The 25807-nt window shown below is 68.5% G+C and carries 24 protein-coding genes and 1 pseudogene; 8 read left to right on the top strand and 17 right to left on the bottom strand.

What is annotated here, in order from left to right; genetic code table 11:
• Positions 1–73: 73 nt before the first annotated feature.
• On the top strand, positions 74–664 hold the full coding sequence (locus A5655_RS01815) for a CGNR zinc finger domain-containing protein (protein ID WP_231999044.1): 591 nt from the start codon (positions 74–76) through the stop codon (positions 662–664).
• A gap of 16 nt (positions 665–680) precedes the next feature.
• Here the strand turns inward: A5655_RS01815 and A5655_RS27655 are convergent, their stop codons facing one another.
• The 8 genes from A5655_RS27655 to A5655_RS01780 form a co-directional block, all read right to left on the bottom strand.
• Positions 681–845 carry a hypothetical protein gene (locus A5655_RS27655; protein WP_156764650.1) on the bottom strand — a complete coding sequence of 55 codons (165 nt, stop codon included), beginning with the start codon at positions 843–845 and terminating at the stop codon, positions 681–683.
• 154 nt (positions 846–999) lie between these two features.
• Positions 1000–1845 carry an SDR family oxidoreductase gene (locus tag A5655_RS01810; protein ID WP_067004922.1) on the bottom strand — a complete coding sequence of 282 codons (846 nt, stop codon included), beginning with the start codon at positions 1843–1845 and terminating at the stop codon, positions 1000–1002.
• Positions 1846–2610 carry a DUF2127 domain-containing protein gene (locus tag A5655_RS01805; protein ID WP_067004921.1) on the bottom strand — a complete coding sequence of 255 codons (765 nt, stop codon included), beginning with the start codon at positions 2608–2610 and terminating at the stop codon, positions 1846–1848.
• Positions 2611–2657: 47 nt separating this feature from the next.
• Positions 2658–4064 (bottom strand): MmgE/PrpD family protein, encoded by a 1407-nt coding sequence (locus A5655_RS01800; protein ID WP_067004919.1) that lies wholly within the window; start codon positions 4062–4064, stop codon positions 2658–2660.
• Between the two features lie 8 nt (positions 4065–4072).
• Positions 4073–5332: a hypothetical protein gene (locus tag A5655_RS01795; protein ID WP_082978434.1), complete on the bottom strand. Its 1260-nt coding sequence runs from the start codon at positions 5330–5332 to the stop codon at positions 4073–4075.
• The gene (locus A5655_RS27650; protein ID WP_156764649.1) at positions 5329–5820 is read right to left on the bottom strand and encodes a nuclear transport factor 2 family protein; all 492 of its coding nucleotides are present in this window, start codon (positions 5818–5820) and stop codon (positions 5329–5331) included. Before A5655_RS27650 ends, A5655_RS01795 begins: the two co-directional genes overlap by 4 nt.
• Complete coding sequence (locus A5655_RS29170) at positions 5817–7526, bottom strand: serine/threonine-protein kinase PknH/PknJ (protein WP_304441636.1); 1710 nt, start codon at positions 7524–7526, stop codon at positions 5817–5819. Before A5655_RS29170 ends, A5655_RS27650 begins: the two co-directional genes overlap by 4 nt.
• A 39-nt stretch (positions 7527–7565) precedes the next feature.
• Positions 7566–8426 carry a helix-turn-helix domain-containing protein gene (locus A5655_RS01780; RefSeq protein WP_067004915.1) on the bottom strand — a complete coding sequence of 287 codons (861 nt, stop codon included), beginning with the start codon at positions 8424–8426 and terminating at the stop codon, positions 7566–7568.
• 125 nt (positions 8427–8551) lie between these two features.
• On the opposite strand from A5655_RS01780, the gene A5655_RS01775 reads away from it, so the two are divergent.
• The 3 genes from A5655_RS01775 to A5655_RS01765 are packed head-to-tail and all read left to right on the top strand — an operon-like array spanning position 8552 to position 10833.
• On the top strand, positions 8552–9601 hold the full coding sequence (locus tag A5655_RS01775) for a zinc-binding dehydrogenase (RefSeq protein WP_067004913.1): 1050 nt from the start codon (positions 8552–8554) through the stop codon (positions 9599–9601).
• The gene (locus A5655_RS01770; RefSeq protein WP_067004910.1) at positions 9601–10014 is read left to right on the top strand and encodes a nuclear transport factor 2 family protein; all 414 of its coding nucleotides are present in this window, start codon (positions 9601–9603) and stop codon (positions 10012–10014) included. Before A5655_RS01775 ends, A5655_RS01770 begins: the two co-directional genes overlap by 1 nt.
• Positions 10015–10833 (top strand): SDR family NAD(P)-dependent oxidoreductase, encoded by an 819-nt coding sequence (locus tag A5655_RS01765; protein WP_067004908.1) that lies wholly within the window; start codon positions 10015–10017, stop codon positions 10831–10833. It abuts the gene before it with no gap.
• On the opposite strand, the gene A5655_RS28475 is transcribed toward A5655_RS01765, so the two are convergent.
• The gene (locus A5655_RS28475; protein ID WP_067004906.1) at positions 10830–11432 is read right to left on the bottom strand and encodes a bifunctional 2-polyprenyl-6-hydroxyphenol methylase/3-demethylubiquinol 3-O-methyltransferase UbiG; all 603 of its coding nucleotides are present in this window, start codon (positions 11430–11432) and stop codon (positions 10830–10832) included. The genes A5655_RS01765 and A5655_RS28475 overlap by 4 nt on opposite strands.
• A 318-nt stretch (positions 11433–11750) precedes the next feature.
• On the opposite strand from A5655_RS28475, the gene A5655_RS01755 reads away from it, so the two are divergent.
• Together A5655_RS01755 and A5655_RS01750 are read left to right on the top strand one after the other, a co-directional pair.
• Positions 11751–13055: a sodium:proton exchanger gene (locus A5655_RS01755; protein ID WP_067005275.1), complete on the top strand. Its 1305-nt coding sequence runs from the start codon at positions 11751–11753 to the stop codon at positions 13053–13055.
• Between the two features lie 23 nt (positions 13056–13078).
• Positions 13079–13924: an SDR family oxidoreductase gene (locus A5655_RS01750; protein ID WP_082978431.1), complete on the top strand. Its 846-nt coding sequence runs from the start codon at positions 13079–13081 to the stop codon at positions 13922–13924.
• Here A5655_RS01750 and A5655_RS01745 read toward each other — a convergent pair.
• The 4 genes from A5655_RS01745 to A5655_RS01730 all read right to left on the bottom strand — a co-directional run bounded on the left by A5655_RS01745 (position 13912) and on the right by A5655_RS01730 (position 18215).
• On the bottom strand, positions 13912–15651 hold the full coding sequence (locus tag A5655_RS01745) for a SulP family inorganic anion transporter (RefSeq protein WP_067004904.1): 1740 nt from the start codon (positions 15649–15651) through the stop codon (positions 13912–13914). The genes A5655_RS01750 and A5655_RS01745 overlap by 13 nt on opposite strands.
• A 19-nt stretch (positions 15652–15670) precedes the next feature.
• Positions 15671–16750, bottom strand: a complete 1080-nt coding sequence (locus A5655_RS01740) for a sulfate ABC transporter substrate-binding protein (protein WP_067004902.1) — start codon at positions 16748–16750, stop codon at positions 15671–15673.
• Between the two features lie 125 nt (positions 16751–16875).
• Positions 16876–17301 (bottom strand): SRPBCC family protein, encoded by a 426-nt coding sequence (locus A5655_RS28150; RefSeq protein WP_067004901.1) that lies wholly within the window; start codon positions 17299–17301, stop codon positions 16876–16878.
• On the bottom strand, positions 17298–18215 hold the full coding sequence (locus A5655_RS01730) for an NAD-dependent epimerase/dehydratase family protein (RefSeq protein ID WP_231999043.1): 918 nt from the start codon (positions 18213–18215) through the stop codon (positions 17298–17300). Before A5655_RS01730 ends, A5655_RS28150 begins: the two co-directional genes overlap by 4 nt.
• Positions 18216–18314: 99 nt before the next feature.
• Here A5655_RS01730 and A5655_RS01725 point away from each other — a divergent pair, with 99 nt between their 5' ends.
• Positions 18315–19325 carry a GlxA family transcriptional regulator gene (locus tag A5655_RS01725; protein WP_067005270.1) on the top strand — a complete coding sequence of 337 codons (1011 nt, stop codon included), beginning with the start codon at positions 18315–18317 and terminating at the stop codon, positions 19323–19325.
• Between the two features lie 199 nt (positions 19326–19524).
• Here A5655_RS01725 and A5655_RS01720 read toward each other — a convergent pair whose 3' ends face one another.
• Positions 19525–20805 (bottom strand): cytochrome P450, encoded by a 1281-nt coding sequence (locus A5655_RS01720; RefSeq protein WP_082978430.1) that lies wholly within the window; start codon positions 20803–20805, stop codon positions 19525–19527.
• 77 nt (positions 20806–20882) lie between these two features.
• Between A5655_RS01720 and A5655_RS29070 the strand changes: the two are divergent.
• A pseudogene (locus tag A5655_RS29070) lies at positions 20883–21074 on the top strand (MerR family transcriptional regulator); the annotation flags it as partial.
• A gap of 405 nt (positions 21075–21479) precedes the next feature.
• On the opposite strand, the gene A5655_RS01710 reads toward A5655_RS29070, so the two are convergent.
• The 3 genes from A5655_RS01710 to A5655_RS01700 form a co-directional block, all read right to left on the bottom strand.
• Entirely contained in the window at positions 21480–23129 is a 1650-nt protein-coding gene (locus A5655_RS01710; RefSeq protein ID WP_082978428.1) for an NAD(P)/FAD-dependent oxidoreductase, read from the bottom strand.
• Entirely contained in the window at positions 23126–24913 is a 1788-nt protein-coding gene (locus A5655_RS01705) for an NAD(P)/FAD-dependent oxidoreductase (protein WP_067004895.1), read from the bottom strand. Before A5655_RS01705 ends, A5655_RS01710 begins: the two co-directional genes overlap by 4 nt.
• Before the next feature lie 136 nt (positions 24914–25049).
• Positions 25050–25631 carry a TetR/AcrR family transcriptional regulator gene (locus tag A5655_RS01700; protein WP_067004893.1) on the bottom strand — a complete coding sequence of 194 codons (582 nt, stop codon included), beginning with the start codon at positions 25629–25631 and terminating at the stop codon, positions 25050–25052.
• Positions 25632–25807 lie beyond the last annotated feature (176 nt).

The following is a 25807-nucleotide window of genomic DNA, read 5'->3' as shown; positions in this document are numbered from 1 at the left end:
TAGACGTAGTCGAAAGCATTTTGCTTCTGTCACTGTAGTTGACCGCCGCGACATAGACAAGTATCTTTAGGATATGTCTTTGGCATGGCGTGCGTCACAGCGCTACGAGCTCGCCCCGGCGCCCGGTGGCCTGGGGCTGGTCCAGGACTTCCTCAACACGGCGGGCATCGAGGGCTACGGGCCGGACCTGCTGGCCGACGCGTCCGTCGCGGGCGAGTGGGCGGCCGCCGCGGTGCGGACATGGTCGACCGCGCGCGGCCTGGACGTGCGGCCGCCGCCGCTCGGCGACGCGGACGTGGCGAAGCTTCGCGCCCTGCGGGACACGATCGCAGGACTGGTCGCGGGGGAATCGCAGCCGGGACGAGGAACCGGCGCCGCCGCGGCCTCCCTGACGCTGTCAGAGGCCGGCGAGGTGCGGCTCGAACCCGCCGGAACCGGCTGGCGCTGGCTGGCGTCGGCGCTGTGGGGAGAGGTTCTGCTCAGCCAGCGGGACGGCACCTGGCGGCGGATCAAGCGGTGCCACAACCCCCGGTGCGCGTCGACGTTCTACGACCGGTCGAAGAACAACAGCGGGGTTTGGCACGACGTCAAGACGTGTGGGAACGCCGCGAATTTGCGGGCTTCGCGCGCCCGCCGGCGCGAACGCGACCGCGCGGGCAGCTAGTTTGAAGCGCAGGCCCTCAGCAGCGCTCGACCCCCTTCGGCATGATCCGCGCGTGGGAACGCGCTTGGCGCGGCGCGCTTCTCAGCACCGCCTGCAGGGCGTCACACGCCCGTGCCTTGATCGGGGTGACTATGTCGAGGCTGGTCGGGCTCTGGCTCATCCAGTGCTGCGGTGTTGGCACAGTTGCCGTCCTTGTCCGTCCCTTGTCCGTTCGGCCAGTTCGCCGACTCATTGAATTGCATCCCGGCGGTTTTACGGGCGCGCCGCGCCGGGGTAAACGTCGCGAAAAGCCGTGTTGTGGCGTCAGGCACATTCGCGGCGGTGCGACGGGCTCGTCACACGCCGGCTCTGAACCGTCGCAGATAACCGAACATCCGGCGCGCCGGTAGGGCCTTCGGCCAGTCGTCGGCGCGGAAGTACGCGTCGGTCCCGCCGTCGACGAAAACAACGCTGCCGCAAAGGAAGTCGGCGGAATCCGACAGCATGAAACGCATCCATTCGGCCAACTGCCCGGCGTCGCCGAAGCCGCCCACCGGCACCGGGAACGATCGAACCGCTTTGGCCTGCCGGGGATCCGCCAGCTGCTCTTGCAGCATCGGCGTCAAGATGGCGCCCGGCGCCAGGGCGTTCAGGCGCACACCGGCGCCGGCCCACTCCCGCCGCACCGCATGCCGGCGCACCCAGCGGGTCACCGCGATTTTCGAGGCCGCGTACATCATCGTCGGCGCGGCCGGCCCGAACGGCCGCACGGTTCGCACTGCCCTGTCGGCATCGTGTCCGAGCAACGCTCGCACGGTCCGCCCGGGCACCGCGGGCACCGTCGTCGTGGAATTGCTGGACACGACGACGACTTTGGCGCGTTCCTTCGCGGCCAGCGCCGGTCGCAAGGCGACGAGCAGTTCCACCACGCCGAGGTAGTTGACCTGGGCGATCAGCTGGGGACGATCCCGGCCCCGGCTCGGGCCCAGCCCGGCGGCCAGCACGGCACCGTCGAGCTTGCCGCCGCAGGCCGCCAGGATGCCGTCGGCGGCCGCGCCGCGGCCGTCCCGCGTCGACAGGTCGGCGACCACGTCGGCATCCTTCAGGTCGACGCCGATCACGGTGTGGCCGTCGGCGCGGAGCCGCTGCGCGGCCTCGCGGCCCATCCCGGACGCCGATCCGCTGATCGCGTAAGTACCCATTCAGGTCGTGGTGGCGGCGCGCTCGACGTCGAGCAACTGCTCGCCCCGGCGCTCCTCGTCATAGGCCTCGCGACCGCCCCGCAGCCCGAACAGCCGTTTCGATATCAGCAGGTAGATCACGGCGGCAACGTTGATCGCGAAGGTGACCAAGCGGGTCATCGTGATGCCCTTGGCGAGGTCATGGATCTCCAGCGGCAGGAAGACCGAGGTGGCCACCACCGCGAAGTACTCGCCCCAGCGCTTGAGCAACCACAGGCCGACCGCTTCGATGACCTCGATCAGCGCGTAGACGACCAGCATCAAGGTCAGCAGGGCCAGGGTGGATGGCTTGGCAGCCAGCGCCTTTTCCAGCTCGTGCACGATCGTCATCTGATCGACCTTGAACCCCGCGGCCCGGAAGACCGGGAGGTCACGGTCCAGGGTGGCCTGGATGGCCCCGCGCGCGCCGCGGAATTTCCAGACGGCATAGGCCGCCAGCGCGATCACCACCGCCCGGAACAGCCGTTCGACCGCGAGCGCACGAATGATGATGGCCTGTCGTAAAGCCTTGCCGCGCATGATCATCGGTGCGTCGTCGGCGTGGCCGCGGCCATGCGGCTCGCCGACGGTGAATTCCCCGCACCGCAGGCAGCGCCAGACTTCGCCCAGTCCGGTGGTGCCGCTGAGCCTCTCGGCGAGCGCCTGCTCGTCCGGCGCGTACGTGACGTGCCCGCCCAGCGCGCAGGTGACCAATTCCCACCGGTTGATGCCGCGATCTTTGCGCATGGCCGATCATTCAACGCCCGCAGCGAACGGCGCAAGGGGGCGGGGTGTCAGAAGCGAACCCTGCTGCGGCGGCAGCGAGCGCCCGGACTGACCGCGCCGAGCAGGGCGGTGAGCTCGGCGACGGGGATCTCGTCCAGGTGGTCGACCGCGGCGACGATGTCGTCGCGCAGCGCCTCGTCGCAGAACGGCTCGGCGAGCCAGCCGAACTTGTCGACGACGCGCTCCCAGGACATCGGCCGGGTGGGCGATCCCTCGTAATCGCTCTGCTCGCGGCTGAATTCCCGCCCGTCGCGCATGAGCACGTGCACGCGGGCCGCGGTGCGTTGCGGGTAGTCCGCGGTCAGGTCGGCCGCGGCCGAGACGTCGACCCGCGCCAGCAGGTCCTGAACGTCGCCGCGCAGCACGCGTTCGGTCTCGAGCTGCTCCGGGCCGACGCCGCCGTCGAGCAGCGCCACCGCACTGAGGTATTTCAGGTTGTAGTCGGCCTGCTCCTTGGTCAGCGGGTGGTCCTTGCCGCCGTACACTCCCCCGCCGGCGAAGTCATAGGCGCCCTGGAAGACCTCCAGGGTCACCCGCGCGACGTCTTCGCCGCGCAGGTCGTTGTCGCTGCGGATCGCCAGGACGGCGTCAATGATGGCCTGCCCGTGGATAAGTGAGCAGTACTGCTTCAGGTAGGTCTGCTCGACGCAGGCGAGCGCCCGGTCTGCGGTGTGGAAGTCAATCGGCTGATCGAAGAGCTGCACCAGGCCGTGCGGGCCTTCGAACAGCGACTTAGGCCCGGTCACGCCGCGGCCGGCCAGCATCGTCGTGTACACCGCGCGCATACCGGTGATCGCGGGCGAGATGCCCTTCCAGTTCGAGACCGGTTCGGCGTGCACGGTGGCAAGCGAGACGTTGTCGGCCGCCGCTGCGGCAATGGCGTCAGCGGTCTGCTCGGCGTCGAGCCCGAGCAGTTTGGCCGACCCCGCCGCGACCGACATCGCCAGTTGCAGAGCATGATTGAGCCCGCGGGCCATCACCGGAACCTGGACGCTGAACCGGCATTGGACCTCGTAGGCCACCGCAAGGGCGAGTAGGAAATCGGCGCCGCCGGCGTCGACGTGCTCGGCCACCGCCAGGATCGCACCGAAGTTGTCGGCGGGATGACACAGGCCCCCCACCGTCAGATAGGTGTCGAGCAGATCGGGGTAGCGCACCAGGACCGCGTTGAAAAAGGCCGCCTGATCGACCGATGCCCGGCCGCCGCCCACGAGTGTCGCCGTGGGGGCACCGCTGAATTGGTCGGTGTGTTCGCGAATCGTGGCGATCAGCTCTCCGTTCAGTGAGCCGACGGCGCAGGCAACGCTGTCCAGCACGTTGCGTTTCAGCAACGCCCGGGGCGGTCCGTTCAGGTCCGCGGGCTCGGCGCCGACGACGAAGCCGGCGAGATCGTCGACAACGTGGTTAGGTGCCATGGTGACAGCTACCCGGCCAGCATCCGGTACTGCGCGGCCATCTGGCGTTGGGCGTTATCAAGTTGGCGCGCAACGGTTTTGATCGTGTATCGGCCCGAGGCGGCCAGGCACCAATAGCGGGGCACCAGCCCGTTGGCCCCGGCAACACGGGTGCAACGGCTCTGGGGAAGGCCGGGCACCGGCGAAGCCGCCTGTGCCGCCGGCGTTTTGGCCACGATGTCACTGTAGGCGTCGGCAAGCGTCCGGGCGCCGGTGGGATCCTTGGCCTGGTAGAGGGTGGCCTGGTTGACGGACACGTAGTCCACACCCGCCGCGGCCAGGGCCGGGCCGGCCTGGACCGGGTCGTCTTCCAGGTGCAGCGCGCCGGCCGTCTCGTAGGCGGCCCCCGACATCGGGGTGGTCTGGTCGGCCGGCAACGGCAGGGTGCGGGCGACGAGACCGGTGGGGTCTAGCGGAAGCGCGGGGAACTGGTTGGCGTCGGTGGGCCGAAACGCGTCGATCAGCGGCATCTGAAGGTCGATCGTGCGGGCGGCCAGCGGCGCTTCGCAGTCCGCTCCGGCGCCGCAGCGCGCGACCTGAACGAGAACGTAGGGACCGTGGGCGGTGAACACCGACAGTTCGCGCACCGTCTGGGCGCCGTCCTGGTAGGCCAGCAGCGCCGCCGCTGCGTCGGGATGACCCGGGATGGGGACGGCTTGCTCGGGTTCGGTGACGATGGGCGTGGCGCTGGGAAGGCGTGGCATGGCCATCGCCCTGGCGTGCATGCCTTGAGCCGCCGAGGTCGCGGCGGCGGGGTTGGCGAAGCGCAGCACGGCATTGCGCAGCGACATCGGGTGGTCGGGGCCGGGCGCTTGCCGCTCGGACATGAATCCGACCACGAACGGAAGGTTGAAGGCGCCGCCCGTGATTGGTGTCCAGACGACTTGGGAGAGTTGGTCGAAGTTTTTGATCACGGTCGCCGAGCTGTTGGAACCCGGGACGGTAAGGGAGGGGTCGGCCTGCCAGGGCCCGACGACAAAGGCGGCCATGCGGCGGCCCTCGACGAGGCGACCGGCTTCCTCGGACCCGGCGTCACCGAGCGGGGGCAACGGGCGGGTCGGGTAGTTGCCCGGATCGAGCAGCGAGGGATTCACCGAAGCCGACGGGTTCGATCCCGGCTGGGACGCCTGGCGCGCGGTTCCCGCAGTGCTGTGGTGGCAGGCCACCAGCACGGCGGCGACCAGCGCCGCGAGGATCGTCTTCTTCGCCTGTGGCACCGGGCTTTTCACGGTTTGCAGATCTTCCAGCCGTCTTCGAGTTTCAGCGGCAAGCTCACGGAGCCGGAACCCAACGCCTCGTTCTGCGCGTCCATTGTCGCGGTGGCGGTATCGCCGGTGACCGCGACCGACGTGATCTTGACGGTGGTGAGGCCGTTCTGGGCGCGGCTCTTCTTGAGGTAATCCATTACCGAACCGGTGAATTCGACCCGCATGGCCGAACACATCAGTTCGGTGTAGGCGTCCCAATTCTGGGTGTTGTAGGCGTCTTGAAACGCCATGACGGTCTGGCGTATCTGGTCTTCGGCGGACTGGGTCGTCGGGGGTGGCGGCGTCAGAGGGGGCTGGGTTGGGCCGGCTGCGCCCGCGGACGTGGTGGTGTGCGGAAGCACCGGAGTGCCGCCGGTTACGACGGAGCAGGACGCGGCGATGGCGGCGACGCCCAGCGCGGCTCCCGCCTTGGCCCACGCCGATGCCGTTGCCCGCCTTGCCCGCCTCATTGGCGCGGCACCCTGGCGGAGGTCGCGGTGACCAGCGCAGCGACGTCGGGGTCACCGGTGGAGCGGCACCGCCGGATGTCGATGATGACGTTGCCGCGCACCTGCATGCCGTGCTGGCAGGAGCCGCCGCCCCCGCGCAAGGCGGCGGCCAGGACGAGCACACCGGAGGTGGTGGTCGGCTGGGCGAAGTCCCATGCCTGACCGGCCGCGCCCGGCGCGGTCACGGTGACGGCCTTGCCGCCGCAGAGCGCCCACTGCCCGCGCTGGGTGACGTACGTCGGTCCCGCCTTGTCGGGGGGAAACGCGATGACGGCCTGGGTGACACTGTCCTGCCACGCCGCTTCGTTCAGGGCGCGCAGGACCTGCACCGCCACGCCGGTGTAGCCGCTCTCGCCGTACGCCGCTTGCTGTGCCGGTGCCCACGCCCCGGCGCACTGGGGGTTGTCGAGAGTCGCGGAGTCGTCCGACAAGGTGGCGCCGTCGTGTTCGAGAACCAGGGGGCCTCCGTTCGTTCCGTTCGGAATCTGTGCGGCCGTCAGCAGGATCGAGCGCAGTTGGGCGGCAGCGATATTGGTGGCCGGCGGGCCCTGCGCGGATGGGCCCGGCGCCGGCCCGCTGCCGGCGTCGTCGCCCCCGGTCCGGGGCTCGGGCCAGACCAGCACGGTGACCGCCGCGGCGATGACCAATACGACGGCGGCCACCGCGGCGCCGATCAGGCCCCACCGGCGTGGGCGCCGCGGCGGTAGCGGGCGCGCATCCGGGGCCAGGGTGCGCTGTCCGCTGTGCTGCCACCACTCCGGCGCCGGGGACTGCACGGGATACGGGCCGACCCGACCGCTGGGTACGGGCGGTAGCGGCGCTCGACGCGTGGCATCGCGCAGCGCGCCGGCCGCCGCGTGGGCGAGCTCCCCTGCCGAACCGAACCGGGCCGCCGGGTCCTTGGCCATCGCGATGGCGATCACCCGATCCAGCGCGTCGGGCAGCGACGGCACCGCATCCGTCACCCGCGGCGGCGGGCTGAACAGGTGCCCCATCATCACCGCCGCCGCGCCGTTGGTGGCCGGGAACGGTGTCTGGCCCGTCAGCAGCCGGAACAGCGCGCAACCCAGTGAGTAGATGTCTACGCGGCCGTCGATCGGCGCGTTGGACAGCACCTCGGGTGCCGCGTAGGCGACGGTGGCCATCACCGAGCCGGTTGCGGTCAGCCCGACATCGTCGAAGGCGCGGGCAATTCCGAAGTCACCCAACAGGACTCGCTCGTCGGGACCGGTCGGGCCGGACAGCAGGAAGTTGCCGGGCTTGATGTCGCGGTGCACCACGTTGTGGGCGTGGGCGAAGTCGAGTGCCTTGGCGACCTCGGCGATGATGTGCACGGCGCGCTGCGGGGCCATGGTCCCCTCGCGCAGTGCCGCGTCGGCGTCGGTGCCATCGACGAATTGCATCGCGATCCACAGCTGGCCCTCGTCGGTCTGCCCCCGGTTGTAGACCGACACGATCTGGGGATGCTCGAGCGAGGCGGCCGTGTCCGCCTCACGAATGAATCGGGCCCGGAAATCGGGATCGCGCGACAGTTCGGAGGAGAGCACTTTCAGCGCGGTCTGGCGCGGCAGGGTCGGGTCGGCCGCCAGGTACACCGTGCCCATCCCGCCGGCGCCCAGCACCCGCTCGATGCGGTACCCGCACACCACTGACCCGCTTGTCAGCACCCGAACACCCTACGGTCACCCCCTATCCGTACGGCTAACTTAGACGGTCCGATCCACCGCGTGCGTTTGCGATCGTGTGATCGCCGCCGTTTCGCCGGTGAGCTTCTCGCCGATGACCCGGATCTGCCGTGCGCTGAGCGGGCACAGCGGATGCACCGCCAGCATCAGGGCGGCTTGTCCACGATGGTCGAAAACCGGTGCCGCGATGGTGACCACGGGTTGCTTGCGGCGACCCGGATTGTCGTCGGAGAGGAAGCCGATGGTGGTGAACTCGGCGAGCAGCTGATCCAGGATGTGGCGCACCGGAGTCGGCATCTCGTGGTGATCCAGGCCGCCGACCGCTTGGACGGCCTGCGCCAGCGCGGGGGTCGTCCAGTCGACGTCGAACCCGCGCTCGCGGGTGTGCTCCAGGACGCGTTCGAGGCGCTCGACGCGATCGATGTTGTCGCCGGCGCCGCGGCGGATCCATGCCCGTCGTTCCTCCTCGCCGTCCCAGGCCGCGAGTGCGACGCCGAAGGGCGGGGCGTAGGGAATGCGATCGCCCGGGATGCCCGCCGGCTGCGTCGCGGGGTCACCCTCGAAGGCGGTCACCACCAGCGAATCGCCGAATCGCTCGACCACCGACCCGGCGTAGCCGACTTCGCGGGAGAGCCGCAACGCCGCGGCACGGGCCGCATGCGCAAGGGGGCGGGCGGTGTCGGTGCGCGCGGCCACCACCGCGAGCGCGGGGCCGAGGATGAAGGTCTTCGCGACCGGGTCGCGGCTGACCCAGCCCCGGTCGCACAGCGTCTTCAGGATCGCGTGGGCCGTCGCCTGGGTGAGGTCGAGCTCGCGCACGACGTCGGAGAAGCGCAGCGGCGCGTCCGGGGACCGGGCCAGGAGCTCGACCACATCCAGCACTCGGGCGGTCGGCGCCGACGGCGATCCGCGAATGTCTTGACTCCTTTGCGGCGAGGTTCATATGGTTGCTCCGAGCATTCGAGATCCTATATCGATTATTCGAGAAAATAAACGAGGCTGATGCGTTGCGCGCCGTTGTATTGAGGGACGGCCGGCTGCAGGTCCGCGAGACGGCGGATCCGGCGCCGGGGCCGGGCGAATTGCTACTGCGGACACTGAGCACCGCGATCTGCGCGTCCGACGTTCATTTCATGGACCACCCCGAGCTGGCGCTCGACGATCCCACCGGCCGTTCGCTGTACGACCCGGACCGCGATATCGTGCTCGGCCACGAGTTCGTCGGCGAGGTCATCGGCCACGGGCCTGGCTGCACCGATCAGTTCGCCGTCGGCGCGCGCGTGACGGCGATGCCGGTGCGACTCGTCGACGGCGGCGCCGGCGGCATGCGCATCATCGGTCAGCACCCGGAGGCCCAGGGGAGTTTCGGTGAGCTGCTGGTGGTTTCGGAGGCGGCGGCCAAGCCGGTGCCGGGTGACGCCCCCAGCGACGCGGTCGCCCTGACCGACGCGTTCGCCGTCGGCGAGTTCTACGTCCGGTCGGCGCAGGTCCGACCGGGCGAGATCGCCGTCGTCATCGGTGCCGGGGCGATCGGCCTCTCGGCCGTCGCCGCCCTGGCCGCCCGCGGCATCGAGCCGATCATCGTGGCCGACTACAAGCCCGACCGCCGCGCGCTGGCCCGAGACCGCTTCGGCGCGCATGTCACCGTCGACCCCGCCGAGCAGCCCTGGTCCGACGCGTTCCGGGAGGTTCGCGCGCAACGCGGATTGCCCGGCCCGGCGGTGGTGTTCGAGTGCGTCGGCACCGCCGGGCTCATCCAGAGCATCGTCGAGTCGGCCGAGATGGCCACCCGGATCTATTGCGCCGGCGGCTGGTACACCGGCGACACCCTGGACGTCACCACCGCCACCCGGCAGGGCGTCACAATCCAGTTCGGCGGGGGCCCACACCCGCAGGACTGGTACGGAACCCTCGACGCCATCGCGTCGGGACGGCTTGATCCGCTGCCGAGCGTGGGTAAGGTCATCGGTCTGGACGATGTCCCGGGCGCGCTCGAGTTGGCCCGCCGGTCCGACGGCCCGCCACGCATCGTGGTCCACCCGAATGGAGACTTCTGATGACCGAAAACGGTGACCGGCAGGAAATCTCGGAGCTGCTCGTTCGTTACGCGACCGGGATCGACCGACGCGACTGGCCGCTGTTTCGAACGGTGTTCACCGAGGATTGCCAGCTCGACTACGGCGAGATCGGCTCGTGGAGCGGCGTCGACGCCGTCACGGACTTCATGGACAAGACGCACGCCCTGGCGGGTCATACTCTGCACCGCCTGACCAACCAAGTCATCACGATCGACGGCGACAACGCCACGGCACGCACCTACGTCGACGCCCTGATCATGTTCGCCGACAACCAATCCGGTGCCAACGGGATCGGCTTCTACGACGACGACATCGTGCGCACCGCCGACGGTTGGCGCATCGCGCGGCGGCGATTCACCGTCGTGCGCGTCTGCACAGTGGGGAGCCCCTAGTTGACGTTCGCAACCAAGTACGGACCCTGGGCGCTGGTCGCCGGGGCTTCCGACGGTCTGGGCGCCGCGTTCGCAGCGGGGCTCGCCCAGCGCGGCGTCAACGTGGTCCTGCTGGCCCGCCGCCAATCCGCGCTGGATGCCGTCGCCGCGGAGATTCATTCGAAGCACGCCGTCGAAACCCGCCCCCTCGCTATCGACCTCGCGCAGCCGGGCGCGGCGTCGGCGATCGCCGCGGCCACCAGCGATCTGGAGATCGGTTTCCTGGTGTACTGCGCGGGCGCTGATCCGAATTACGAACCGTTCCTTGCCAACCCGATCGAGGCCGCCGAGGCGATGGTGCAACGCAACTGCATGGTGCCGATGCAGTTGTGTCACCACTTCGCGCCCGCCATGGTCGAGCGGGGCAGCGGCGGCATCGTCATCTTCGGTTCCGGCGCGGGGCTGGCCGGCGGGTCGAACATGGTGGCGTACGGCGCCTCCAAGGCGTTCGACATGGTCTTCGCCGAGGCGTTGTGGGCCGAGTTGCACGACAAAGGCGTCGACGTCGTGGGCCTGATCCTCGGCAAGACCGACACGCCCGCGCTGCGCCGGCTCGAGCACCGCCGCGGCCAGATAGGTTCGCCCGACGACACACCACCGGGCTCCGCCACCGTGGACGACGTGATCGCGGAGGCGTTCGAGAACCTCACGAACGGTCCGACCTGGTTCGTCGGCGATGCGATGCGCGCGGCCGAGCAGCTGACAAGTTCACTGACCCGCAAGCAGACCGTCGAACTCTTCGCGCAGGCCGCGGCCGCGGCGATGGGGCCGCCGGGTTAACCCGGCGCGCGCCACGAAATCAGCGCCCGGCCGTAGAGCAGCCGCCGGACCTCGGCGCCGGGCAACGTCGTGCGGGCATCGTCTCGCAGCTCCTGCAGAGTTGCGGCAGGCGGCCACTTGATCGGCGCGGTGTGCTCCCACTTGCCCTTGACGCGGTTAACAACGCCACATGCGACCCAACTCGTCAAGTGCCACAAGCCGTTTCGGAGCGAGGGTTTGACGAAGGTGACCACGGCAAGGGTGCCGCGCGGACTCACCAGACCGGCGAGGCGTTCCAACGCCGCGGGGGTGTCGTCAATGTGGTGTAGCGCGGCGTTGGACACCACGGCGTCGAAGCCCGCCCGGGGGAGGTCGGCCGTCATGACGTCGCCCTGCAGCCAGCGCACGGGCGCCGCGGCAAACCGGACCCGGGCGCGTTGCAGGACGGGTCCGTCAACGTCGAGGGCGGTCACGTCCGGCGCGCGCCGGGTCAGTCGGGCGGCGAGGAACCCGTCACCGCACCCGACGTCGAGCACCCGCCGCGCCGTGCGGGGAACCTTGGACTCCAGCAATGCGTCGTAGTGGATATTGATGTTCCACGGCTGACCGGCGGAGCGCACTTCCCCGAAGTTAATCGAGCTATCTGTGCGTCCATTGATCCGTCCGTGGCGTACGGCGTACCGGGCCACTGCGCGGGCACCGCAAAACGCCACCACAACGCCATGAAAGGTTTGCCAAAGTTTCGGATCAGCCAGCCCGAACTTTGCGTCCTGACCGACGTGGCCAGCGAAGACGGGAGGCGTTGTGCCGCCCGTTCGCTTCGCCGGTCGCGTTGCTGGCTCATGGTTTCGCGGGTAGGTTTGGCAGCAGTTCGCCACGGCATGCGAGCCAATGCAATCACCAATGATCGGCACCCCTCTTCGAGCTGAAGGATGACGATGCCGGCCACTGACGCCGCCACCGTCGCGACGAGATCGCGCGCCTGGCATTTCACCTTGGCCCGTTCGGCGCTGATCACCGCGATCTTCATCGCCCCCGCGGTGGTGATCAGGATCCTCGGCCTGCACCTGGACCCGGTCGCCGCCCTGCTGACCTACGGGGCCGCGGTGGTGGCGGCCAGCTTCCTGCTGGCGTGGGCCGCGGAGGCCGCCCAGATCGACGTCTCCGGCGGGCTGGCCATCGCGGTGCTCGCGCTGGTGGCGGTGCTGCCCGAATACGCCGTGGACCTCTATTACGCCTACGTGTCCGGCCACAATCCGGAATACACCCAGTACGCTGCCGCCAACATGACCGGGTCCAACCGCCTGCTCATGGGGCTGGGCTGGCCCGTCGTGGTGCTGGTCAGCATCCTCGTCCCGCGAAGGGCGGGCGCGGGCAAATCCGCCCCCAAATCCGCCGCGGTGGCGCTCGAGCCCGCCAATCGCGTCGAACTCGGCTTCCTGCTGATCGCCGGCGTCGCGGCGTTCGTCATGCCGGCGACCGGGCAGATCCACATGGCGCTGGGGCTGGCGCTGCTGGCCTGGTTCGGCTTCTACCTGTACAAGATCGGCCACGGCGACGTGGAGGAACCGGACCTCATCGGCACCGCGGCCGCGCTCGGGGAGCTGCCCGACCGGGTTCGGCGGGTCGCCGTAATCGGTCTCTTCGCGACATCGGGCGCCGTGATTCTGCTGTGCGCCAAGCCGTTCGCCGACAACCTCGTCGCGGCGGGCACCGAGCTCGGCATCGACCGGTTCCTGCTCGTCCAGTGGCTCGCGCCGCTGGCATCGGAGGCGCCCGAGTTCATCATCGCGGTCATATTCGCCTCCCGCGGCAAGGGCACTGCGGCGATCGCCACGCTGATCTCGTCCAAGGTCAACCAGTGGACGCTGCTGATCGGATCGTTGCCGGTGGCCCACGTGCTGGGCGGCGGCGGGTTCTCGCTGGCGCTCGATTCCCGCCAGGTCGAGGAGGTGCTGCTGACGGCCACCCAGACGCTGATGGGGGTTGCGCTGATCCTGGGGCTGCGTTTCCCGCGGGTCGCGGCGTGCGCGCTGCTGACGTTGTTCTTCGTCCAGTTCCCGTTGGTCTCCACGCACGCGCGGCTGGCGCTCTGCGGTGTGTATACCGCGGTGGCCGTCATCGGGCTGATCATCAACCGCGGCCACCTGGTCGCCACGTTCCGGGCGCCGTTCGTCGGCAGGGCGATCCGCCACAGTGGCCGCCCCCACCACGAGGTGGAGGGACCGCCGCTGCCGAGGTAGGGCACCCCGTATACGGTCCACCTATGAATCGAGTGTCGGTGATCACCGGCGGCGCCGGCGGAATGGGTCTGGCCACGGCCAAAATCGTTGGCCGCGACCACACCGTGGTCCTTTGCGACGTGCGGCAGGACCGTCTGGACAGCGCGGCCGCGACCCTGGAAGGCCTCGGGATGACCCCGACGGCCGTCAACTGTGACGTCACCGACCGGCGTGCGGTCGCGGACCTGCTCGACACCGCGAACGGGCTCGGGACGGTCGCCTCGGTGATCCACACCGCCGGCGTCAGTCCGAGCATGGGTCCCGCCGACTACGTCATGCGGACCAACGCGGTCGGCACGGTCAACGTCGACGAGGCGTTTTACGAGATCGCCGGTGAGGGCGCGGTGGTCGTCAACGTGGCGTCCATGTCGGCCTACATGCTCCCCGCGGAAATCGTTCCGACACATCAATTTCCGCTGGCCCTTGAAGACCCCGAGACCTTCATGGGCGCCATGCTGACGGCCTGCGACATCGCGCCCGAGGAGGCCCGGTCGGGCCTCGCCTACGCGCTGAGCAAGACCTTCGTCAAGTGGTACAGCCAGGCGCAGGCGGAGCGGTTCAACGCGCGCGGGCTGCGCATCGTCTCCGTGTCTCCGGGGTCGACCGACACCGAGATGGGCCGGCTGGAAGAGCAGGCCGGGGCCGGTGCCATGGTCGCCGATGCCGCCGTCCCGCGTTGGGGCAAGCCCGAAGAGATGGCCGAGCTGCTCGCGTTTTGCGCCAGTGACAAAGCGGGTTACCTCACCGGCACCGACATCCTCAACGACGGCGGCGTGATCGCGTCGATGACGGAACGGGCCAGGGCGGCCGCCGCGAATCAGACCAGGTAGTACAGATCGGCGGGCGGGGCCGGTTCCGCCAGCCCGTTGTGCGCATAGCGCACCGCTTTGAGCGTCGCGGAGTATTCCTCGTCTTCCTCGGGGAAAACGTGCCCGGCGGGGAACCAACCCTGGAAACCAACGTTTTTCAGCAGCTCGAGCGTATCGGCGCGCACCCCGGCGAGCAGGACGGTAACGCCGCGGGCCGCCTCGTCGCGAAGGAAGTGCTCGATGCGCTCGATACAGACGACGTCGGGATGGCGCACCCGTTTGAGCCGCAACACCACGAATCGGACGTCGTCGCTGTCGATCCGCTGCCTGATCTCCGACAGGTAGCGGTCCAATTCCGGTGCGGCGCCGAAGAACAGCTCGCCTTCGACGTCATAGATGACGATCGAGGGATCGGCCGGGTCGCCCGGAATGCGTTCGCGAACAACGCGTTCGGGAGTCACGATCAGCTCCTTGGCCTTCAGCTTCGCCGCGCGGGGCACGAACAGCAGAATCGACAGGATCACACCGAGCAGAACCGACTTGTCGAGATCGATCGCCACTCCCGTGAACGCGGTGACGAGCACCAGGCCCGCGTCATAGCGCGACGCCTTGAGCGTGTAGATCAGGCGCTTGAAGTCGACCAGCCGAGCGGCCGTGACGAGCAGCAGCCCGGCCAGCGCCGCCTGGGGTACGTAGCGCAGCAGGGGCGCGAACAACAGCAGCGCCGCGGCAACCGTTGCGGCCGATACGATCCCGGAGAACCGGGTCAACCCGCCGGACTGGAAGTTGATCGCCGATCGCGAAAGTGAGCCCGAGCCCGGCAGGCTCTGAAAGAAGCCGCCGGTGAGGTTGGCCAGGCCCTCGGCCATGATCTGCCGGTTGTAGTCGATCTCCTGTTTTGTCTGGTAGGCAATGGCTTTGGCGATCGACAGCGCCTCGATGATGCCGACGAACGCGATCGCCAGCGCGCCCGTCGACAGCTCGGGCAGCCAGTCGGTGTGGACCTCCGGGATGTGCGGGGTGGGCAGGCTGCGCGGGATCTTCGCGGCCACCGCGACGGCGGTATGCCCGTTGGCGCCCGGAATCGACCACCCCGTCAGGTAGGCGATCAGGGCGGTGGCGATCAGCACGACGAGCATGTCGACCTGCGGCCAGCCGAAGCGTCGCACCAGCCTGCGCAACACGACCGCCAGCACCACGGCGGCGACGCTGAGCGTCACGGCGCGGTAGTTGATCGCGTCGCCGTGGGTCAGGGTGAGCCATACCCGGCGCAACACCTGCATGTGCCCGTTTCCCTTGTCGCGCACCCCGAGTGCGTTGCCCAGCTGCCCGGCAGCGAGCAGCAACGCCGCGGCCGCCATGAAGCCGATGATCACCGACTCGGAGATGTAGCGGGTCAGGTTGCCCAGCTTGAACAGGCTGATCACGATCTGAAATCCGCCGACCAGCACGGCCAGCAGGAACAACCCCTCGAAGAGTTGGGTGCTGTTCTCCGAATCGATGAACGCGAGGGCGCCGAAGACCAGCAGCGAGATGGCGCTCGTCGGCCCGTTGATCAAGTGCGACGACGAGCCGAAGATCGACGCGACGATCGTCACGACGATCGCCGAGTAGACCCCGAAGCGCGGGTCGACGCCGGCGATCAACGCGTACGCCATCGCCTGCGGAAACGAAATGGCGGCGAGGGTGAGGCCGGCGATGAGATCGTGCCGGCCCTTCACCAGGTCGTAATTCAGCGCCAAGCCCACGGTGCGTTCGGTCTTTCCGCTAGGTCGCCGATGCCGCGTCCGGCGGCGCGGAGATCGAGTCGAGGATTCCGTTGATGCCGAAGAACTGCTCGCGCGCGTCGCTCCAATCCTTGGCGACGGCGCCGATCGGGAACAGCGCGAGCGGGGGCAACCGGTCGGCATGCCTGGCCAGGATCTCCGGCTTGAAGGGGCGGTAACCGTATTGCGCCACCTGCTCTTGTGCGGCGTCGGTGAACAAGTAGTCCAGATAGGCCTTGGCGTATCCCGCGGTCTTCGGATCGGCGACGTTTGCGTCGACCCAGGCCACGGCGGGTTCCGCGAGGATGCTGACCGGTGGATACACCAGCTGCAGTTCCTCCTTGTCGGCCGCCACCTCGCGCAGCGCCTCGTTCTCCCATGTCAGTTGGACGTCGCCGATCTTCGCCAGCGTGAAGCTGTCGCCGGCGCCGCGGGCACCGGCGTCGGAGACCGCCACATGGTGCAACAGCGACCGCACGTAGTCGGCCGCTTGGGCGTGGCTACCGCCCCGGGTGGTGACCGAGCCCCAGGCCGCGAGGACGCTCAGCTGGCCGTTTCCCGAGCTGCGCGGGTCGGGGGTCACCACGGACACGTCGCCCTTGATCAGGTCGGGCCAGTCGTGGATGGCCCTCGGATTGCCCTTGCGGACGACGAAGACGATGGTCGACGTGTACGGCACCGAGTTGTGCGGCAGCCGCCGTTGCCAGTCGGGTGCGATCAGGCCCCGCTTGCTCAGCGTCTCGACGTCGCTGATCAGCGCCAGTGACACCACGCTGGCCCGCTGGCTGCCGTCGAGCACGCTGCGCAGCTGGCGGCCGGAACCGCCGTGAGACTCCTTGATTTCCAAGCTGATTCCGGTGTGCGCGCGATATTGCGGGATGAACGCCCTGTCGATCGCAGCGTACAGCTCACGGGTCGGGTCGTAGGAGACGTTGAGGATTCGGTTGGTTCCGGCAGTCGGAACGTTCTTGATCACGATCGCCGACGCGGCGAGGACCACGGCGACGACACCGAGGACGTTGAGCCAGCCGATGTGCCACCGAGGGCGGAAACGCTCTAATGCCGGACGCGCTTTCAACATCCAGGCGTCCTCTCACGGCAAACGCGGACAATTTCGTCCGGCACCAATACTTTTGAGGATGCTAACGATCGGGCCACTTCGGCGCAGCGTTGAGAATCAGGCTGAAGATAAGTAGGGCGTCGCCGCTAGGACCCAAAGCGCTGACGCATCAGTGCGATTCCCTCGAGGTAGACGGCCCGAACCGCGTCCGCGGCGGCCCGCTCGCTGGCACCGGCGGGGATGAACGAGCCCTCCCAGTCCAATGCGCACCTGCTGCCACCGCGGGGATGCAGCGTGATTGTCGCTTGGTAGCCCGTCACCGGAAACGGGCCAGTGACCACCATGGAATACGTTGTTCGCCAACGTGACTCGTCAAGGACATCAAGGCGTTCGACCACACGCTCGCCGTCAACGGTGACCGTGCGCGTCATACCCACGCCGGCCCCCTCGGTCTCGACCTTGCCGCCGCGCGGGGCAACGAGAAGCTGGATGAATCCCTCGAAATCGGAGATCAATTTCCACACACGCGGTGCCGATTCTCCCAGCTCGCAATGTTCGCGGACCTCGGTCACGGCCGGCCGCCGTGGGGCAAGGAGTCGCGCAAAATGGCAATGGTTGTGGTCGCGGTCAAACCGAATGTTGTTTCGGTCTCGGACGAGTCCATCACGAATGGTTTCTGTAGCTGATATTGCATCTCGGGCAGTTCGCGCACCACTGTCGAACCCAGACCCGCGGCGGCCAGCAGCCAGCCCGGCATCCGGCGAAGTTTTGGGGCGCCTACGCCCGCGCAGTGGGCCAGCGTGTTCGCCAACTGCCGCGGCGATACCGGGGGCCCGGTCGGAACGTGCCACGGCCGTCCCCAACTGCGCTCCTCGGCACCGATGGTGACCAGCGCGCGGGCGGCGTCGACGGTCCCGGTCCAGCTGTGGGGCGCGTCGAGGTCGGCGGGAAACAACGCCGTCTTTTTGGCCAGCACCTTCGGCGCCACCATGATCGTGAAAATCGACAACGCACCGCGGCCGATGAAGTCGCTGGCGCGGACCTCGGTGACGCGGATTCGTCCCGCGTCGTGGGCGGCTTTGGCCTGCACCCAGGCCTGAGCGCGCAGTTCGCCCTTGACCGAGTTCGGTTTCAGGGGAAGGTCTTCGGTGATCGGCCCGGCAACCGGGCCGTAGCCGTAGAGGTTTCCCAGCATGACGTAGTCGACCCCCACCGCGACGACCGCGGCAAGCATGCCCGAGGCGAAGGCGAGAAACCGCGTGCGCCACAGGTGATAGGGCGGCGCGGCGCAGTTGTACAGTGTGTCGGCTCCGGCGAGAACGGCCACGAGGTCGTCGGTCCTCGACGCATCCAGCGCGATCCGCCGGATCCGCGGATGGATCGGACCACTGCCGCTTCGGGTGACCAGCCGCACCTCGTGGCCCGCATCGGCGAGGAGCTCGGCTGTCGCGACACCCGCACCACCCGCTCCCACAACAACTTTCACGGACATATTTCTCCTTCGACACGTCGACGGGTCCACTATTCGTCGGACTGGCTACACTGCGGAAGTGGCATAAATGCCATGGTTGCGGAGGTTCTAGCCATGCATCGGGTCGCGGTCGTCGCCGTCCCGCCGGTCGGCGCGTTCGAGCTGTCGATACCGGACCTGCTGTTCGGCGGCGTGGAGATCGACGGTCGCCCGCTCTACGCGACGCGTACCTGCACCCCGCATCCCGGACTGATCGCCACGCGCGGGGGTTTCGAGGTGATCGTCCCCAACGGGTTGGCCGCGATCGACGACGCCGACACCGTCCTGGTCAGCGGGACCGGCAGCAGGGAACACTTTGCACCCCAGCTGTTGTCGGCCCTGCGAAACGCGGCGCGGCGCGGCGCGCGGATCGCGTCGATTTGCACCGGCGCTTTCGTGCTGGCCGAGGCCGGCTTGCTGGACGGGCGGTGCGCGACCACTCACTGGCGCTACGCGGCGGAGCTGGAGCAGCGATATCCGCGGGTGCGGCTTCGCCCCGAAGTCCTGTTCGTGGAGGACGGTCCGGTGGTCACTTCGGCGGGGCTGGCCGCGGGAATCGACCTGTGCCTGCATTTGATTCGAACCGATCACGGTGCGGCCGTGGCGAATACCGTCGCCCGCCTGGCCGTCGTCGCTCCGGTGCGCCCGGGCGGACAGGCGCAGTTCGTCAGCTCTCCGGTGCCGTCGGCCGCCCCGACCACCTTGGATCAGACGCGCGCCTGGGCCCTGACACGAGTTGCCGACAAACTAACCCTCGCCGACCTGGCGAACCATGCCAACACAAGCATTCGCACACTGAATCGGCGATTCCGGGACGAAACGGGGCTGAGCCCGTTGCAATGGCTGCTACAACTTCGAATAGGCCGGGCGCGCGAGCTCCTGGAAACCACCGATCTTCCCGTCGGCGTCATCGCGCGCCGCAGCGGGCTCGGAAGCGTGGATTCGCTGCGCGACCATCTCGTGAACAAGACCGGGTTGACGCCGAGCGCCTATCGCGCAGCTTTCACCCATTCCCCCGACCAGTCCGATAACGTCGTCACCCGTAGAGGCGTTCGCCCGCGCGCTCGACGAAATCAGGCTAATTGATCCGCGGTGTCATCGGCATTCGCCGCTCCCGGCACAGCGTTGAGAATCAGCATGGAGCCAGGTAGAAGACGCCCGCCAGCCCTTTGCGGGTCAACACCGCGACGGGCGCTGCCTAACCGCCTCATCGAACTGGCAGTGTGCGGCGCAGGGATGCGGCGCGTAGCTCAGGCGCCGCGCAAGACCGCCACCCGGCACACCCTCACGCGGGCGTCAGACGGACCGCCAGGCGCGTCGGTCCGCGGAGCAAGCTATTGGTGGACCATTGCGGCGCGCCGACCACGGATATCCGGTCGACACGTGTCACGAGTTCGCGCAGCACCGCCTGGGCCTCCATGCGGGTCAATTGCGCTCCGATGCACAGGTGTGCGCCGAACCCAAAAGTCATGTGCTGTGTGGGATTTCGGTCCACGCGGAACGCGTCGGGTTGGTCGAACGCCCTCGGGTCCCGATTGGCCGCGCCGATCGACAGCATGATCCGCGCACCCGCCGGGATCGTCGTATCACCGACCGGGTACTCCCTGAGCGCGGTGCGGTACACGTTCTGCGCCGGTGAGAGGTAGCGCAGTAACTCCTCGACCGCCATCGGCACCAGGTCGGGACCGGCACGCAGGAGGCCATACTGCTCCGGGTGGTCGGCCAAGGTGGCGAACATGCCGCCGAGAAGATTGGTCGTGGTCTCGTTGCCGGCCAAAAGCAGAAGCATCGCGAAGTAGAACAGCTCGCGGTCTGGCAGCGAGCCGGCCTCGTTCTCCGCCAGCAGCCGACCCAGGATCGTATCCGAGCCCTTCAATCCGCCCGCGGCGAACTGCCGCGTGAAGTAGCGGTGCATCGCCACGGAACCGAACATCGAGCCCGCCAGCTTGCGGACACCGCGCGCCGAGAGGTCGACGTCGGTGATCTGTACCGACGCTTCCGACCACCGCCGAAAGTCGTCGACGTCGGTGTCGGGAACGCCGAGCAACTGGGCAATGAGGCGCACCGGCATGGGTATCGCCAGTCGCTGCATCACGTCGCACCCCGGGTTGGCCAGGACGTCGTGGACCGTCTCCGCGGCCAACCGGTCGATGATCGGCCGCCAGCTGTCGAGCGCCGCCCTGGTGAACGCCGGCAGCACCTGACGCCGCTGCCGGGCGTGTTCTTCGCCGTCGAGCGACACCAAAATCGGCGTGCGTATCCGGGTGAGCATGGGCCCGTCGGCACTGGACAGGTTGGCGTCATCGCGGGCGGCGGCCCGGACATCGTCCAGCCGGCTCAGGATGAACACCCTGCGCTTCGGGCTGTACTGCACCCGAGCGCCGGCATGCAATCGGCGATAAGCCTCGTGCGGCTGGGCCGCTGTCGCCGCGTCCAGCGGATCGTAGGCGGTGATGTCCGCATCGACCGGCGAGCGCCGGCGGGCGCCAGCGGCGTTGGCCAGCACGGCGCCGGCCAGTGTGCGCGCCGCCGAGCCGGTGAAGCGAACCCCGTCAGTGAGCGTCATCGATCACCTAACCTGTATAGTTACGCACTGGACCGTAACGTAACTTTCCGTAATCGACAAGGGTCATCGCGGTGGACATGACGATCGACGAACTCGCGCGCCGCGTCGATATGACGGCGCGGAACATCCGCGAGTGGCAAACCAACGGCTTGGTGCCACCGCCAGAGCGACGCGGTCGGGTCGGGATCTACAACGACGACCACATCTCACACATCGAGCGCATCAAATCTCTTCGCGCACAGGGGTTTCCGCTCGACATCATCCGGCGAGTCCTGGACCAGTCCGGTGACTCGGCGCCGGAGTTGCGGCGGCTGACCTCGCAAGCGCTCAGCCCCGCCAACCTCACCGGCTCGATGGAGATGAAACGGGCCGACCTGGCCGAACAGTTCGGCCCCGACGCGGAGCGCCACCTGGCGGGCTGCGGGCTGATCGACGTCGTAAACGACGAGCTGCTCGTCATCACCGACACGCGCACGTTCGACTACGTCGAGAAGCTCGTCGCGATCGGCCTGCCCTTGGACAAGATCGCGTGGGCGCTGACCGACATGACCAATCACCAGATCGCCAGCATGCAGGCGTTCGTCGACCTCTATCGCGATGAAATCTGGGAGCCATTCCTGCATGCCGGGCTACCCATCGACGACTGGCCCGCGATCGCCGAGAAGACCGTCCAATTACGGTCCCTGGGAATCGGTCTCGGCATGCAGGCGTTCCGCCGGGCGATAGACAACGTGGCGGGCCGGATCGCCACCGAGGAAGCCGCCAAGATGGACGTGCCCAGGAGACCCCGAAAGCGGCGGAGCACTTCTTGATTGGTGCACCCAATCTCGTCGGCGCAGCCGCCACGTGCGGCGGGCGTAGTCCAGTTCGGTGTAGGGCCATTGCGTCACGATGCGGCCGCTGGGTGATCGAAAGTAGCTGTCGCACTGGGTCCATACGGTGCGCTCGAGATCCGCGGAAAGCCGTTCGTTGTAGCGCCTTTCGGCCTCCGGGCGCACATCTATGTAGCCGCCCCGGCGCGCCACCCGGGTGACGGCGCTGGCCACCAGCCGCGCGCCCGCCTCCAGGATGTAGACGATCGAGTTGCCGCCCTGGTTGGTGTTGGGGCCGTAGAGCATGAAGAAATTCGGGAAGCCCGCGACCGCCACGCCAAGGTAGGCGCTCGGGTCCGCGCCCCAGCGCTCGTGCAGCCGCTGACCCCCGACGCCGATCACGTCGATCCCCGACAGGTAGCGCGACGTCTCGAACCCGGTCGCCAGGACGATCACGTCGACATCGACGGCCCGGCCCCCCGCAGTGATCACCGACGTCTCGGCGACCCGCGCGATGGGATCGGTGACCAGCTCGACGTTGTCCGCCTGCAGCGCGCGGTAATACTCGTCGCCCAGCAGCACCCGCTTGCAGCGGAACGGATAGTCCGGGGTCAGCGCGCGGCGCAGCCGCCCGTCGGCCACGGTGCGCTTCAGAAACGACGTCGCGACGTGCGTGCGCGCGGCGACCACCGGGTCGTCGGCGAAGGTTGCCGTGTTGTCGTGCTGGAATTTCCAGATCTGCCAGCGCGCGCGGCGCACCGCCAGGGGGTCGCGCCGGAAGCGCGCCAATTCCGCTGCGCTGTAGGGCCGGTCGTCCTTGGGCACCATCCACGGCGGAGTCCGCTGGAACACCGTCACCCGCTGCGCGACCTTCGCGAGCTCCGGGACCACCTGCACGCCGCTGGCGCCGGTGCCGATCACCGCTACCTTCCTGCCGGCCAGCTCGACGCGGTGATCCCACTGGGCGGTGTGCATGAGGGTGCCGCCGAACTCGCTCAGCCCCGCGATCTCGGGACGCTTCGGCGACCCGAACAATCCGACGGCGCAGACGACGACGTCGGCCGTCAGCGTCGCGGCTTGCCCGGCGTGGTCCAATTCGCAGTCCCAGCAACACCCGTCGGAATTCCACTGCACGGAACGCACTTTGGTGCCGAGCATGAGATGGCGGCGCAGGTCGAAGTCGTCGGCCACGGACTCGAGGTAGGCCAGGATCTCGGGCTGTCGGGCGTAGGTGCGGCTCCAGGCCTTGTTGGCCGCGAAGGAAAAGGAGTACAGGTGGCTCTGGATGTCACAGGCGGCGCCGGGATAGGTGTTGCGGCGCCAGGTGCCGCCGACCCCGTCGCCGGCCTCGATGATGACCAGGTCGTCGATGCCGGCGCGGCGTAGCGCCACCGCCGCGCCGAGGCCGCCGAAGCCCGCGCCGATGATCGCCACCCTCGGTGGGCGCCGACGGCGCGTCGCCGCCCGCAGCCGGCCGACCGCGTAGCGCCGACGGGCCCCCCGGCTCGTCACGGCGTGGCCTTTGCGCCGCGGATCTCATACCCTTGCAGGTCCCCCTTCGCGCGCCACGCCTCCAGCATGTCCGCGTACTCCGTGGGTGCGCCGATGAAGAAGCTGCCCTGCCGAGTCTTGGCGTCCGCCTTCCCCTCCCGGTTGTAGTAGCCGGGGGTGCAGGTCCTCGCGCGCTCGGCGGTCGCCGCGGAGCGGGCCACCACCAGGTCGACCCACGCGGCCTCGGCCTCGGGTGACGCCTCGATTTCGGTGACGCCGCCCTCCAGCGCCCGGGCGATGATCCACGCGGCGTGGCTGGCCTGCACGTCCAACAGGTACGGGAAGTTCACCGTCAGCCCCGCCTGGGCGATGCTTTCGATGAAGCAGTTCGGGAAGCCGTTGGCGCACAAGCCCTGGAACGTGCGCACGCCGTCGCGCCATCGGTCGGTCAGCGTCACGCCGTCGCGGCCGATCAGCTCGAACCCGGTGCGGCGGCAGTAGTCGGTGCCGACCTCGAAACCCGTTGCGAAGATGAGGCAGTCGAGTTCGTATGTCGCCCCGTCGGCGACGACTCCGGCCTCGCTGATGCGCTCGACCCCACGGCCACGGGTGTCGACGAGCGTGACGTTGTCGCGGTTGAAGGTCTGCAGGTACTCGTCGTGGAAACAGGGCCGCTTGCAGAAGTAGCCGTACCACGGTTTGAGCGCCTCGGCGGTCGCGGGATCCACCACGATCTCGTCGACGCGCGCGCGAATCTCCTCCATCTTGGCGAAGTCGGCCAGCTCGATGCTGGGGGCCGGGGCGGCGCCGTCGTGGCGCATGACCGGAAGTTTGCGGGTGATACTCGTCCAGGCGTCGGCGACCAGGTCCTCGTCGGCCTGGCCGCCGGCCGTCAGGATCTGGAAGTTGCGGATGCGTTCGGACTGCCAGCCCGGCCGTAATGTGGTGGCCCACTGCGGATCCGTGGCCCGGTTGGCCCGCACGTCGACGGATGACGGCGTGCGCTGGAAGACGTAGAGGTGCTGTGCCGCAGCGGCGAGGTGTGGCACGCACTGGATGGCCGTGGCGCCGGTGCCGATGATGCCGACGCGCTTGGTCGCCAGGTTTTCCAGTTGTTCGCCGGTGTAGCCGTAGTCCCACCGGCTGGTGTGGAAGGCCGGACCGCGAAAACTGCCGAGGCCGGCGATCCCGGGCAGCTTGGGCTTGGCCTGGTAGCCGTTGGCCATGGAGACGAACTTGGCCCGCATCTCGTCGCCGTGGTTCGTCCGGATGATCCAGCGGGAAGTCCCTGAATCCCAACGGATCTCATGCACGTCGGTTTGCAGGCACGCGTCGCGGTAGAGCTCGTAGTGCTCGGCGATGCGCTGGCAGTGGGCGAAGATCTCCGATCCCCTGGCGTACTTGTCCGCGGGGACATAGTCGAGTTCCTCCAACAGCGGCATGTACACATAGGATTCGACGTCACAGGCGATCCCCGGGTACCGGTTCCAGTACCAGGTGCCGCCCACGTCGGCCGCCCGGTCGATCAGGCGCACGCTTTCGACACCGAGCTCACGCAGTCGCGCGCCCGTCAGCAGCCCGCCGAAACCGGCTCCGATGACCGCGACGTCGACCTCGTCGGTGAGCGGCTCGCGGGTGAACGTTCCGTCCACCCATGGGTCTTCGGCGAATCGCGCGAAGGCGCCCGCCGTCTCGACGTACTGCGCGATTCCGTCCGGGCGCAGCCGACGGGCGCGCTCGTCCGCGTATTTGCGGCGGAGCGCGTCGACGTCGAACCCCACGCCAACGGTCGCAGGTCTTGGCATCGGCTTCCTCGTCCTGGTTCCCCGCCGACTATATAATCAATCAGTTGATCATATCAATGCGCGCCGAGTCTGCACTCAGCGCGCGAAATTCTGGCCGAACGGCGCTCTGGCCGCAGTCTCGATGCGGCCAGGCGCCTCAGCCAAATAGCGTGCCCCTGATCAGTCGCTTGGCCGACCCCAGCGCCGCGTGGTAGTCGTCCGGCGGCAGCGTGGCGGCCAGCTCGGTCAGGCCATAGATCAGCGAGTAGATCGCTTCCACCGATCCGGGTCTGTCGGCCCCTTCGACGATGCCCTCGATGATCTCGCGGAACGCCTGGAACCCGGCGCCGGCCTCCCGGGGGTCGATGGCGCCTTCGGCGCGGATCGCCCACTCGAAAGCCGCGAGGTCGGGGTATTCGCGCATCAGCCGGCCCGATTCGTCGAGCACCGCTTCGATCCGGTCAATCACGTCGCCGGGGCCGCCGGCGGCCTCGCGCAGGCGCGGCAGCGCCACGTCGGTCCTGGCCGCGATGGCGGCCTTGATCAGCTCGGACTTGGTGGGAAAGTAGTTGTACAGGCTGGCGCTGGTCACCTCGGCCGTGCGGGCGATCTCGCGGATGGTCGCGCGCGAATAGCCGGCCCTGGCCACGCAGCGCATGGTGGCGACGATGATTCGAGCGCGGGTCTCCTCGCCGCTGGCGCCCGGCGGGCGCCCCAGCTGCGACCGGGCGGGGCTCATGCGGGGCACCCCCCTACGGAACCGGCACATAAATTGATCGGCCGATTATATTTGACGCTGTTAGCCGGAAGTGAGGACGTCACAATGACGCGGGCACAACTGGGGCGCCCGGGCGGCGCCAGCGGCGAGGAGACCCGCCGGCGGATCATCGCCGCGGCCATGCGGTGTGTGGCCAG

The organism is Mycobacterium sp. 1081908.1 (assembly GCF_001673535.1).
Lineage (GTDB): Bacteria > Actinomycetota > Actinomycetes > Mycobacteriales > Mycobacteriaceae > Mycobacterium.
The sequence above is the reverse complement of the archived record's forward strand: the minus strand, read 5'-3'. Positions and strand labels throughout refer to the sequence as shown.